This window comes from Geodermatophilus sp. SYSU D00525 (assembly GCF_054050475.1).
The window spans coordinates 209,317-221,557 of the sequence record NZ_JBJGZK010000003.1 but is presented as its reverse complement, the minus strand read 5'-3'; the positions used below and the strand labels follow the sequence as shown (position 1 = coordinate 221,557).

11 protein-coding genes are annotated in these 12,241 nt (G+C 76.4%); 7 read left to right on the top strand and 4 right to left on the bottom strand.

Annotation, left to right across the window (positions count from 1 at the left end):
* Nucleotides 1-18: 18 nt before the first annotated feature.
* Genes ACI796_RS04375 through ACI796_RS04365 form a run of 3 tightly spaced genes read right to left on the bottom strand, consistent with a single transcriptional unit; the run spans nucleotide 19 to nucleotide 1,993 of the window.
* Entirely contained in the window at nucleotides 19-501 is a 483-nt protein-coding gene (locus ACI796_RS04375) for a Clp protease N-terminal domain-containing protein (RefSeq protein ID WP_456940043.1), read from the bottom strand.
* Nucleotides 501-743, bottom strand: a complete 243-nt coding sequence (locus ACI796_RS04370) for an RNA polymerase subunit sigma-70 (protein ID WP_456940042.1) — start codon at nucleotides 741-743, stop codon at nucleotides 501-503. Before ACI796_RS04370 ends, ACI796_RS04375 begins: the two co-directional genes overlap by 1 nt.
* Nucleotides 744-775: 32 nt before the next feature.
* A complete protein-coding gene (locus tag ACI796_RS04365) occupies nucleotides 776-1,993 on the bottom strand; it encodes a THUMP-like domain-containing protein (RefSeq protein ID WP_456940041.1) in 1,218 nt (405 codons plus the stop codon).
* A 183-nt stretch (nucleotides 1,994-2,176) separates the two neighbouring features.
* Here ACI796_RS04365 and groES point away from each other — a divergent pair, with 183 nt between their 5' ends.
* From groES to ACI796_RS04350, 3 genes are all read left to right on the top strand, one after another.
* Nucleotides 2,177-2,485, top strand: coding sequence for a co-chaperone GroES (gene groES / locus ACI796_RS04360; protein WP_110005357.1), 309 nt, complete (start codon nucleotides 2,177-2,179; stop codon nucleotides 2,483-2,485).
* A 152-nt stretch (nucleotides 2,486-2,637) separates the two neighbouring features.
* Nucleotides 2,638-4,281, top strand: a complete 1,644-nt coding sequence (gene groL / locus ACI796_RS04355; protein WP_456940040.1) for a chaperonin GroEL — start codon at nucleotides 2,638-2,640, stop codon at nucleotides 4,279-4,281.
* A gap of 157 nt (nucleotides 4,282-4,438) precedes the next feature.
* A complete protein-coding gene (locus ACI796_RS04350; protein WP_456940039.1) occupies nucleotides 4,439-4,948 on the top strand; it encodes a hypothetical protein in 510 nt (169 codons plus the stop codon).
* A gap of 125 nt (nucleotides 4,949-5,073) precedes the next feature.
* Here the strand turns inward: ACI796_RS04350 and ACI796_RS04345 are convergent, their stop codons facing one another.
* Nucleotides 5,074-5,373: a WhiB family transcriptional regulator gene (locus ACI796_RS04345; RefSeq protein ID WP_387987654.1), complete on the bottom strand. Its 300-nt coding sequence runs from the start codon at nucleotides 5,371-5,373 to the stop codon at nucleotides 5,074-5,076.
* Nucleotides 5,374-5,617: 244 nt separating this feature from the next.
* On the opposite strand from ACI796_RS04345, the gene ACI796_RS04340 reads away from it, so the two are divergent.
* From ACI796_RS04340 to ACI796_RS04325, 4 genes are all read left to right on the top strand, one after another.
* A complete protein-coding gene (locus ACI796_RS04340) occupies nucleotides 5,618-6,352 on the top strand; it encodes a response regulator transcription factor (RefSeq protein ID WP_456940038.1) in 735 nt (244 codons plus the stop codon).
* A 332-nt stretch (nucleotides 6,353-6,684) separates the two neighbouring features.
* Nucleotides 6,685-8,265: a zinc ribbon domain-containing protein gene (locus ACI796_RS04335; RefSeq protein WP_456940037.1), complete on the top strand. Its 1,581-nt coding sequence runs from the start codon at nucleotides 6,685-6,687 to the stop codon at nucleotides 8,263-8,265.
* A 1-nt stretch (nucleotide 8,266) separates the two neighbouring features.
* Nucleotides 8,267-9,901, top strand: coding sequence for a serine/threonine-protein kinase (locus ACI796_RS04330; protein WP_456940036.1), 1,635 nt, complete (start codon nucleotides 8,267-8,269; stop codon nucleotides 9,899-9,901).
* Nucleotides 9,902-9,915: 14 nt separating this feature from the next.
* Nucleotides 9,916-12,216: an ATP-binding cassette domain-containing protein gene (locus ACI796_RS04325; protein ID WP_456940035.1), complete on the top strand. Its 2,301-nt coding sequence runs from the start codon at nucleotides 9,916-9,918 to the stop codon at nucleotides 12,214-12,216.
* The last annotated feature ends 25 nt before the right edge of the window (nucleotides 12,217-12,241 follow it).

The following is a 12,241-nucleotide window of genomic DNA, read 5'->3' as shown; positions in this document are numbered from 1 at the left end:
AACGGCCGTTCCTGCCGCCTAACCGACGGCGCCGGCCGCGTCCCGCAGCCGGGCGCGGTCGACGCCGAGGTCGGCCAGCGCACGGACGACGGTGCCGCGCTCGAGGTCGCACGCCGCGGCGACGACGTGCGCGCCGCGCAGCGGGGAGCGCGCCGCCTTCGCCGCCGCGACCGCCGCCCGGAAGACCTGCTGCGCCTGCGGGGTCGAGCGCATCGGGCCGGTGGCGGGCCCGCGCAGCGCCGGCTCCCCGGCGGCGGCGCCGACCCCGACCGACGCGAGCGCCGCGGCGTGCGCGGCCTCGACGGCCGCGCGCAGGCGGCCGGCGTCGGTCCCGACCCGGGCGAGCGCGGCGGCGGCCGTGCCGTCGGGGAGCGCGGTGGCCGCCAGCAGGAGGTGCTCCGGTCCGGGGACCGACTCCCCGCTGCCGCGTGCCTCCGCCTCGGCGCCGGTGAGCAGCGCCTTCACCGTCCGCAGGTCCCGCACCGCGGTGACGATCCCCATCAGCTCTCTCCTCTTGGTCGGTGCCCGCGCCGCGCGCGGACCTCGGGGGCGAACCTCTTGTGGGCGGCCTGCGCGCTGATGCCGAGCGCCTCGCCGACCTGGGCCCACGTCCAGCCCCGGCCGACCGCCTCGACCACCGCCTCGACCTCCAGCCGGCTCGCCAGCCGGCGCAGGGCGACGACGGCGGCCAGGGCCGCTTCGGGGTCCTCGGGCCCCGGCACGGACACCGGTTCGACCGCCACGCCATCAACCTAGGTTGATGGCAGAGGTGTCGTCAACCTCGGTTGATGACGTCGCACACCAGGACCGTCGGGGCACCCGCCACCCGGGTGACGACGACGGTCGCGCTGCCGGTCCCCGGGCCGCGCAGCTGCCGGGCGAGCGTCTCCGGCTCGATCGCCGACCCGCGCTTCTTCACCACCACCCGGCCGACGCCGCGCGCCCGCAGCAGCGCACGGAGCCTCTTGAGGTGGAACGGCAGCACCTCGTCGACCCGGTGGGAGTGCACCCAGGGGGAGCCGGCCGGGGCGTCGGAGGTCAGGTAGGCGATCGCCGGGTCGACCAGCGTGGCGCCGAGGTCCGCGGCCGCCAGGGACACCAGCCCGGAGCGGATCACGGCGGGGTCGGGCTCGTGCAGCCACCCGCGGACCGGACCGGCGTCGGCGGGGCCGGGGTCGGCGTCCGCGGTCAGCTCGTGCACGGCGCCGTCGCGGACGACGGTCGCCCGCCGCCACACCTCCGACACCGCGCGGCCCCACAGCAGCGCCTCGACGATCGACCCGCGCACCGAGACCCACTCGGCCTCGACGCCGTCGGGCACCCGGTCGTGGTCGAGGCCGGGCGCCACCTTGACCACCGAGCGCGGCACCCGGTCGAGCAGCGCGGCCACCGTCGGCCAGGGCGGCGACCAGCGGTCGGGGTCCAGCTGCCGCCGCCCGCCGGCCCGCCGGGCGGGGTCGAGGACGGCGGCCCCGCAGCCGGCCACCTCCCCGCCGCGCGCGGCGTCCACCAGCTCGACGACGTCACCGGCGACCACCCACACGTCGTCGTCCACCCCGAGCGCGGCGGCGTTGGCGGCGGTCAGCTCCCGGGCCACCGGGTCGCGGTCGACGGCGAGCACCCGCGCGCCCGCCCGGGCCAGCGCGATCGTGTCGGTCCCGGCGGCGCAGCCGAGGTCGGCGGCGGAGTCGGTGCCGTCGGCCAGCAGCCGGGCGGCGCGGCGGGCGGCGAGCTCGGGGCGGCCGGCCTGCTCCAGGGTGTCGGCGGTGAGGAACAGCCGGTCGGCGTCGGCGCCGAACACCGGGCGGGCCCGCGCGCGCAGCCGGGCCAGCTCCCAGGCGGGGCCGGCCAGCTCCGGGCCGACCTCGGCCCGGAGCCGGGCCACGCCGGTGAGCACGTCGGCGCCCTCGGCCAGCAGCGACACCGCCCGCGCGGTGGCCGCGGCCCCCTCCGGCGTGCGCAGGAGGGCGACCGGTCCGGCGTCGTCGGGCACGGCGACCAGCCTCCCGCAGGGCGGCGTCGCCCGACCCGGCGACCCGGTTGAGGGGCTGGCACTCTCATGGGTAGAGTGCCAATCGACACGGGCAGGCGCCTGACCCCCGCGACGGCAGGCCCGGCCCCCGTGCCACAGCATGAGAGACCACCCGCCGTCCGATCCCGAAGGGGGCGTCACCTCGTGACGACCGCTACCAAGGTCAACATCAAGCCGCTCGAGGACCGCGTCGTCGTCCAGGCCAACGAGGCCGAGACCACCACCGCCTCCGGCCTGGTCATCCCGGACACCGCCAAGGAGAAGCCGCAGGAGGGCACGGTCATCGCCGTGGGCCCCGGCCGCATCGACGACAACGGCAACCGCGTGCCGCTCGACGTGAACGTCGGCGACGTCGTCATCTACTCGAAGTACGGCGGCACCGAGGTCAAGTACGCCGGCGAGGAGTACCTGGTGCTCTCCGCCCGCGACCTGCTCGCCGTCGTGGAGAAGTAGAAGGACCCCCTGCCCCCCACGGCTCGCCCGCTCGCCGCGGGCCCCTGCAGGGGGCCGCACGACAGCTCGACGCGACCGCCCCGGCGACCCGACTGACCGGGTCCCGGGGCGGTCGCCGTCTCACCCCGTAGCGATCTGATCGGAAGGGCCCCATGGCCAAGATCATCAAGTTCAACGAGGACGCCCGCCGCGCGCTCGAGCGCGGCGTGGACAAGCTCGCCGACGCCGTCAAGGTGACCCTCGGCCCGCGCGGGCGCAACGTCGTCCTCGACAAGAAGTTCGGCGCGCCGACCATCACCAACGACGGCGTCACCATCGCCCGCGAGGTCGAGCTCGAGGACCCGTACGAGAACCTCGGCGCCCAGCTGGCCAAGAACGTCGCCACCAAGACCAACGACGTCGCCGGTGACGGCACCACCACCGCGACCGTGCTGGCGCAGGCCCTGGTCAAGGAGGGCATGCGCAACGTCGCCGCCGGTGCCAACCCGATGGGGCTCGGCCGCGGCATGCGCGCCGCCGTCGACGCCGTGTGGGCCGCCCTCGACGAGGTCGCCACCCCGGTCGAGGAGCAGGACGCCATCGCCGGCGTCGCCACCATCTCGGCGCAGGACGCCGAGGTCGGCCGCCTGATCGGCGAGGCGATGGAGAAGGTCGGCAAGGACGGCGTCATCACCGTCGAGGAGAGCAACACCCTCTCCACCGACCTCGACGTCACCGAGGGCGTGCAGTTCGACAAGGGCTACCTCTCGCCCTACTTCGTCACCGACCAGGAGGCGATGGAGGCCGTCCTCGACGACGCCCTCGTGCTGCTGGTGCAGGGCAAGGTCGGCGCGCTGGCCGACCTGCTGCCGCTGCTGGAGAAGGTGCTCGGCAACGGCGCCCGCCCGCTGCTGATCGTCGCCGAGGACGTCGAGGGCGAGGCGCTGTCCACCCTCGTCGTCAACTCGATCCGCAGGACGATCCGCGTCGTCGCGGTGAAGTCGCCCTACTTCGGCGACCGCCGCAAGGCGTTCATGACCGACCTCGCCGTCGTCACCGGCGGTCAGGTGGTCAGCGAGGACGTCGGCCTCAAGCTCGACCAGGTCGGCCTCGAGGTGCTCGGCACCGCCCGCCGCGTGACCGTCACCAAGGACACGACGACGATCGTCGACGGCGGCGGCACGGCCGGCGCGATCTCCGACCGGGTCGCCCAGGTCCGCCGCGAGATCGAGGCCACCGACTCCGACTGGGACCGCGAGAAGCTGCAGGAGCGGCTGGCCAAGCTGGCCGGCGGCATCGGCGTCATCCGGGTCGGCGCGGCCACCGAGGTCGAGCTCAAGGAGCGCAAGCACCGCATCGAGGACGCCATCGCCGCCACCAAGGCCGCGGTCGAGGAGGGCGTCGTCCCCGGTGGCGGCTCGGCACTCGTCCACGCCACCGCCGCGATCGACGCGCTGGACCTCTCCGGTGACGAGCTGACCGGCGCCCGCGCCGTGAAGCGCGCCCTGGAGGCCCCGCTGGCCCGCATCGCCGACAACGCCGGCTTCGAGGGCCGCGTCGTCGTCAGCAGGGTCCGCGACCTCGGCGTGGGCCAGGGCTTCAACGCCGCCACCGGCGAGTACGGCGACCTGGCCGCCCAGGGCGTCATCGACCCGGTCAAGGTCACCAAGGCCGCGCTGGGCAACGCTGCGTCGATCGCCGCGATGGTGCTCACCACCGACTCCGCCGTCGTCGAGGCGCCGGAGGAGGAGGACGAGCACACGGGGGCCGGGCACCACACCCACGGCCACTCGCACGGTCACGGCCACAGCCACTGAGTGATGCGGGCCCCGGGACGACGTCCCGGGGCCCGCACGGCACGAGAGGGCCGGTCCGGCGTCTGCCGGGCCGGCCCTCCCGCCGTCCGCCCCCTGGACGTCGGACGCGCCGACCGGGCACGGTCACGCCGACGACCGACCGGCGGAGGAGGAACGGATGCTCCCGGACGCCCTGCACGACTCCTCGTCAGAGGAGCTCGTCGACCTCGGGTTCTTCGGCCGGCTGGAGGGCGCCTGGCGGCTGCACTGGCGGGGCCTCGAGCCGGACGGCACCTGGTCGACGGCGGTCGGGGAGCTGCACGTCGGGCGCGTGCTCGGCGGCCGCGCGGTGCAGGACGTGTGGATCGTCCCCGGCCGGGGGCAGCCGGGCGCCGGCGTCCCACCGCGGGCGTTCCACGGGACGACGGTCCGCTTCCCCGACCCGCACGCGCCGGGCACGTGGCGCTCGACCTGGATGGAACCCGTCAACGGCCGGGTGCGGCGCTTCGTGGGCCGGCCCACCGGGGACGGCGGGATGGTCCTGCTCGCCGACGAGGAGGACCCGTGGCTGCGCTGGCGGTTCACCGACGTCCGCCCCGACTCCTTCACCTGGTCGGCCGAGACCTCGCACGACCGGGGGAGCACCTGGGTGCACGACGAGCTGATGGCCGCCGAGCGCACGGCCTGAGCCCAGACGACGAGAGGGCCGGTCCAGCGTGACGCTGGACCGGCCCTCTCGTTCGCGAGTGCCGGGTGCGGCCCCCTCTGGGGTCCCGCCGCGAGCCTGCGAGTGGTGGGGAGGAGCGGCCTTCCTCAGACCCCGGCGGCGACGGCGGCGGGCTCCGCGGCGATGAGCCGGGCCCGCTCCTCCTCGCTCATGCCGCCCCAGACGCCGTAGGGCTCACGGACGCTCAGGGCGTGCTTCAGGCAGGCCTCGACGACGGGGCACTTCGCGCACACGGCCTTGGCCGCGGCCTGGCGACGGGCCCGGGCGGGACCGCGTTCGCCGTCGGGGTGGAAGAACAGCGCGGTGCTCTCACCACGGCAGGCGCCGTGCAGCTGCCAGTCCCACACCTCGGCAACGGGCGTCGGGAGACGGCGGATGTCGGCCATGACGGTCCTCCTCGGCTCGGTGCGAGCCGGAGGGGGCGGTCCGGTCGCACGGGAGCCGGTGCCCGAGGGGTCCCGCGGTCAAACACACGGCGATCGGACATTTTCCCGGTCCGCGTCTCCCCCCGCAGGGTGATCACGGGTGTTGTGCCCCGTCACCGCCGGTCATGGTCGTTCCAGGCCGTAGCCGTTCCGGGTCGTGGGGACCCGGGGACCCTCCACGGCCGGGGGAGACGAGGAGCACAGCGTGATCGACGACAGGATGCGCGGCCCGGGCCACGGGGCCACGACCGTCTGGGTGTACGACGAGCGCCGTCGTGTCCGCGACGACGTCGCCGCCCGCCTGGTGGCCCTGCCGTTCGTGGGCCGCGTCGAGGTCGTCGGCGACGCCGCCGCCCTCGTGCAGCGCCTGACCACCCGCCAGCCCGACGTGCTGCTGGTCGGCACGCAGCGCGCGGTGGACACCGGCCTGACCGTCGCCACCCAGGTCATCCGGACCCACCCCACCGTCCCGGTGCTCGTGCTCGGCGCACCCGACGACGCCGAGACGGTCCGCGCCGCGGTCGCCGTCGGGGCCCGCGGGTACCTCCGCTGGGACGCCAGCGCCCTGGAGATGGGCCTCGGCCTGTCCCGCGTGGGCCTGCGCGCCGACGGCCGCCCGCCGCAGCCGGCGCCCGCCCCGGTGCCGCTGAACTCGGTCGGCGCCCCGGTGCCGGCCTGGGCGACGCCGCTCAACGGCGCCGGCCCGCGCGTGGTGAGCACCCCGGTCCGCGAGGCCGCGCCGGCGGTCACGCTGTCGATGCGCGAGATGCAGGTGCTCACCGGGATGAGCCAGGGCAAGAGCAACGCCCAGATCGGCCGGGAGCTCTACCTCTCCGAGGACACCATCAAGACCCACGCCCGCCGGCTGTTCCGCAAGCTCGGCGCCAAGGACCGCGCCGAGGCCGTGGCCACCGGCTTCCGCCGCGGCATGATGAGCTGACCGGGACGGTCCCCCCGGCCGCGGCGGAGCCCCTCCGGCCGTGGTCGACCTCCAGATCGTCGGCGGGGCCGCTCACCACCCGGTGGTGAGCGGCCCCGCCGCCGTCTCCGGACGGAGTACCGACCGGGGCGCGGGCCGGCACGGTCGAGTGCGACGGTCAGCGCCCCGACCGAGGCGCAGGGTGACGGCGTGCAGGTGGTGGGGAGAGGCCCCGGCTCCCCGGGCGCAGCAACGGTCGGGCAACGGTTGACGGTCGCCGGACCGGGCGGGACTCTCCGCGGCATCTCGGCCCTGGGGGACACGGGGGGCTGAACGGGCAGGGAGGCTCTGTCATGGCCGGTCGCCGTCATGACACGTGGAGGAAGTGCGCCGCCGTCCTCCTCCTGGCGCTGGTGCCGTCGGCCGCCGGCGGTCCCGCCGGGGCCGCGGAGGACCCGGTCCACTCCGCCGACGGCGACCTGGTCAGCGGCGTCGAGGGGTCGAAGGCGGCGCTGGTCCGGATCGAGGTCTCCGCGCTGGCCGAGATCGCCCACGTCGACCACACGACCGGCGAGGTCGCGGTGGCGCGGGGGAGGTACACCGTGCCGATCCGGACGGCGACCGGGGTCCTCGTCTCCTCCGAGGGTGTCATCGCGACGGCCGCACCCGTCCTCACCGTCACCGACGACCAGGTCGTCGTCCACGCGGCGAACACGCTGTTCCAGGAGCAGATCGGGACCGCCCTGGTGGGCAACGACGGTGATCCCTCGCGCCCGGCGCAGGCGGTCGACCCCTACTGGGCTCCGCACCTCCAGCACTGCTACGAGCAGCAGGAGCACTGCATCCTGTTCTTCGAACCCCACTTCCAGGTCGTCCCCTACACCCAGGACGGCGTCGGCACGCCGGCGAACCCGGTCTCGACCTCGGGCGGGCCGGCCGACGTCGGGCTGCTGCGGATCAGCGGCGGTGGCGGGACCCCCACGGCGGAGGTCGCGGACCCCGGCCAGGAGGTCGCCGAGCACGGTCTGCTCCTGGGCTTCACCGAACCCCCCGCGCCCGGCGTGCCGGCCGCGGAGGTGGGCGTCCACACCGACGCCGCGACGGGGGCGCTGTCGGTCGAGGGCGACCTGAGCACGACGGAGGCCGCGTTGACCGGGGGGCCGGTGGTCGACCCGGCCACCGGTGCGGTCGTCGGGCTGGCCACCACCGTGGACGGGACGGCGACCCTGGTCCCGGCGCAGGCGCTGCACGACGCGTTCGCGGCGGCCGGCGTGGAGCCCAGCGGCTCGGAGTTCGACGCGGTGTTCCGCCGGGGCGTCGACCACCTCGTCAGCGGACACGGGCAGGGGCCGGCCGCGAGCGCGTTCCAGGAGGCGCTCAGCTACTACGACTCCGCGCTCGCCGCCCGGTACCTCGAGGAGGCGCGGGCGGCCGGCGGGACCGGTGCGGACACCGCCTCCGCGGCGGACGACGACGGGAGCCCGTTCGGCAGCGCGGTCACCTGGGTGGCGCTGGGCGTGCTCGTCCTGCTCGCGCTGCTCGCGGCGGCGCTGTTCCTCCGGCGCCGGCGGGCGCGCGGTGACCGTCCGGGCGCCGCCGTCCCGCCGTCCCCACCCCCGCCCTCCCCGCGCGCGCCGTCCCCACCTCCGCCGGCGCCGACGACCGCCGCCCCGCGGCCGGAACAGGTGCCCGTCCCGGCGTCCACCGGAAGGCCCGCGGCCTGGGGGCAGCTCCCGGCGACCGCCCCCGCCGAGGCACCGGCCGGGGACGACGAGCCGGCCGAGCGGGACGGGGTCCGCGTGCGGGAGGCGCCGGCCGGGGTGGGGGACCCGCAGCCGCCGTCGCGGCGGTCCGTGGCCTTCTGCTCGGACTGTGGCGGGACGGTGCGGGAGAACGCCCGCTTCTGCGCCTGGTGCGGGTCGCCGGTCACCTGAGATGCGCTCCCACCAGCCGTTCCTGGAGCCGGGGACGACGTTCGCCGACTACGAGGTGCTGTCGGTCGTGGGCCGCGGTGGCATGGGCGTCGTCTACCGGGCCCGGGACCTCCGTCTGGAACGGACGGTGGCCCTGAAGCTGCTGGCGCCCGAGTTCACCGCGCACCAGAACTTCCGGACCCGGTTCCTGCGCGAGTCGCGGCTGGCGGCCGCGGTGGACCACCCGAACATCATCCCGATCTACGAGGCGGGGGACGCCGGCGGTCAGCTGTTCATCGCCATGCGCTACGTCCCCGGCGTCGACCTGCGCGCCGAGCTCGACCGGAGGACCCGGCTGCCGCTGCCCGAGGCCCTGCCGGTGCTGCAGCAGCTGGCCGACGCGCTGGACGCCGCGCACGCCGCCGGGCTGGTCCACCGCGACGTCAAGCCGGGCAACGTCCTGCTCGCCGACCCGAACCGCAAGGGCCACCGGCACGCCTACCTCACCGACTTCGGGTTGACCCGTCGCTCGACGTCGATCTCCGGGCTGACGACGACCGGCCACTTCCTCGGCACGCTCGACTACGTCGCCCCCGAGCAGATCCGCGGCGACCCGGTCGACGGGCGCGCGGACGTCTACTCCTTCGCGTGCGTCGCCTACGCCGTGCTCGTGGGGCGGCCTCCGTTCGACGAGGAGGACGACGTCGCGCTGATGTGGGCGCACCTGTCGCGCATGCCCCCACGGGCCGGCGCGCTGCAGCCCGGGCTCACGCCCTCCGTGGACGAGGCGCTGACCGCCGGGATGGCCAAGTCGCGGGAGGAGCGGCCGGAGACCTGCGGGGCGCTGGTGGCCCTCATGGAGGACCGGTCGTCGACGAGGCCGCACCACGGCCCTCCGCCGGCGGAGCCGGGGACGACCGGAGCGCCCCGCCCGGGTCCGCCGCCGCACCGGTCGCCGCCTCCCGCGGGCCCGCCCCCGCCCGCGCGACCGCCGGTGAGTGGTGAGGACGGTCCCCGCCCCGCACCCGCCGTCCCCGGTCGCGGTCGCGGTCGACGGTGGCCGGTCGGCCGGCTGGTGGTGGCGGCGGTGGCCCTGGTGGCGGTCGCCGTGGCGGGCGGGCTGGTCCTGCTCCTCGGTGGCGACCAGGAGCTCACGACGTTCGCCGACCCCGACGTGCCCTACACCCTCGACGTGCCGCAGGACTGGTCCGCGCGCACGCACGAGGCGGGCGACAGCACGGTCACCGTGCTGTCGCCGACGGACCTCACCGCGCTCTTCGCCGACGACCCGGCGGGTGTGCAGGCCGCTGCGGACGCGGTCGCGTCGGATCCCGAGGCCGTCGTCGGGCTGGCGATCTACCACCGGCCGCGGCTGGACGGCGGGACCCCCGGGGACCAGTTGCCGGCGGCACAGGCGCTGCTGCCCGGCCGGGCGGCCGAGCTCCGCCCGGGGGAGAGCGTGACCGTCGGCGACCTCGGGGCGGCCGACCTGCGGGGCACGCTCGGGCTCGAGGGCGACGCCTCGCTGCAGCTGCGGGTGCTGGCCCTGGACTCCTCGCCGCGCCAGCTCCTGGTCTTCTTCGCGCCGCCGTCGGTGTTCGCCGGGCAGACGGAGACCTTCGACCGGGTGGCCGCCTCCCTGGACTCCGGCGGCTGAGGCAGGGCCGGTCGATGACCCGCGGATCCCGGACCCGCGCCGAGTCCACCCTGCGGGTGCGCGCGGGGGACCGCGTGTGGACCTTCGACCGGTCGCTGTCCGTGGTGGCGGGCCGGGACCCCCGGTGCGACGTCCCGCTCGACCACGAGCAGGTCTCCCGGACGCACGTGGGGCTGCGGCACGAGGACCGGGGCTGGGTGCTGCGGGACCTCGGCAGCCGCAACGGCACCTGGGTCGACGGCGCGGAGCTCGCGGCCGGACCGGACGCGGCGGGGACGGTCCTCGCCCCGGGCGCCGAGCACCGCGTCCGGCTCGGGGGCCGCGGCGGTCCGGAGCTGACGGTCCGCGTCGTGACGGCTCCCGACGGGCACGCTGCTGCGGAGCGCGGCCGGACCGTGGTCATCGGCCGCGACCCCGCGTGCGACGTCGTGCTCGCCGACGACCCGCTGGTGTCCCGCCGCCATGCCGCGATCGACGTACCGGCGGGGTCCGGGGCCGCCGTGCTCCGCGACCTGGGCAGCTCCAACGGCACGCACCTCGACGGGGTCCGCCTGCGCGGGCCCGCCGTCCTGACGGCGGGCGACGGCATCGGCGTCGGCGGGACGACGCTGACGTGGGACGGCCGCGCCGCGACCGTCCCCGGTCGTCCCGGCGCCGCCCTCAGCGCCCGGCACCTCGGTGTGACGACGCGGAGCGGCCGGCGCCTGCTGGACGACGTCTCGCTGACCGTCCGGGCCGGCCAGCTGGTCGCGGTCATCGGCCCCTCCGGTGCGGGCAAGTCGACGCTGCTCGGGGCGCTGACCGGCCTCCGGCCGGCCGGCGAGGGCCGGGTGACCTGGGACGGACGCGACCTGTCCGAGGAGTACGACCACCTGCGCCACCTGATCGGCCTGGTGCCCCAGGAGGACGTCCTGCACCGCCAGCTCACGGTCCGCCGCGCCCTCGACCTCGCCGCCCGCCTCCGGCTGCCCCCCGACACCACCGCCGCCGAGCGCGACCAGCGGGTGCGCCGGGTCCTCGAGGAGGTACGGCTGTCGGCGCAGGTCGACCAGCGGATCGACTCGCTCTCGGGTGGCCAGCGCAAGCGGACGTCCATCGCGCTCGAACTGCTCACCGCCCCCCAGCTGCTCTTCCTCGACGAGCCGACGTCGGGCCTGGACGCCGGGCTGGACCGGCAGGTGATGGACGGGCTGCGGGACCTGGCCGACGCGGGCCGCGTGGTGGTGGTGGTGACGCACAGCGTGCTGGCCCTCGACCGGTGCGACCGCGTGCTGCTGCTCGCGCCGGGTGGACGGGTGGCGTTCTTCGGCCCACCCGAGCGGCTGCTGCCCTTCTTCGGGGTGCCCGACCACCCGGCGGTGTTCGCGGCGCTGGAGGACCCCGGCTGGGTGAGCCGGTTCGCCGAGTCGTCGGTCCGCCGGGCCTACGTCGAGCCGACGTCGTCGGGCCGGGCACCGGCTCCCGCCCGGCGGGCTCCGACGCCGCCGCGGCCGGCGCCGGTGCGGCAGCTGGGCACCCTGGTCCGGCGCAACCTCGCCGTCGTCGCCGCCGACCGGCTCTTCCTGGCCCTGCTGGTCGGGATGCCGCTCGTCCTCGGGGTCATGGCCCACGCCTTCCCCGGGGACGCCGGGCTGTCGACGGCCGCGGCGGAGGGAGACCCCGCCGAGGCGCGGCAACGGATCATCGTGCTGGTCGTGGGGGCGGCGCTGATGGGCGCCGCCCTGGGGGTCCGGGAGTTCGTCGGGGAGCGGCCGATCTACCGGCGCGAGCACGCGGTGGGCCTCTCGCCGGCTGCCTACCTCGCCGCCAAGGTCGTGGTCGTGGGCGGCGCGGTCGCCGTCCAGTGCGTGCTCTTCACCCTGATCGCGCTGGCCGGTCTCCCCGGCCCCGACGACCCGCGGCTGGTGCCGTGGGGCCGGTGCGAGATCGCGGTGGCGGCCGCCGCCGTGGGGGTGACGATGAGCATCGCCGCGCTGGCCGTCTCGGCGCTGGCCCGTTCCACGGAGCAGACGATGCCGGCCCTGGTCGCCCTGGTCATGGGCCAGTTGGTGTTCTGCGGTGGGCTGTTCCCGCTGGCCGGCCGGACGGGGCTGGAGCAGTTCTCGCTGGTGCTCCCCGCGCGCGCGGGCTACGCCGCGATGGCCTCGACGGCCGAGCTGCAGCCGCGGTCCGGTCCGCAGCCGGATCCGCTGTTCACCCCGACGACGGGGCGGTGGGCGCTCGACCTCGGCCTGCTCGGCGTGCAGTCGGTGGTCCTGCTCGCGCTGACGGCGTGGGCACTGGCGCGGTCGGTGTCGCGTTCAGGGGTCCGCTGAGCTCTCCCCGCCCGGCCTCCCGGGA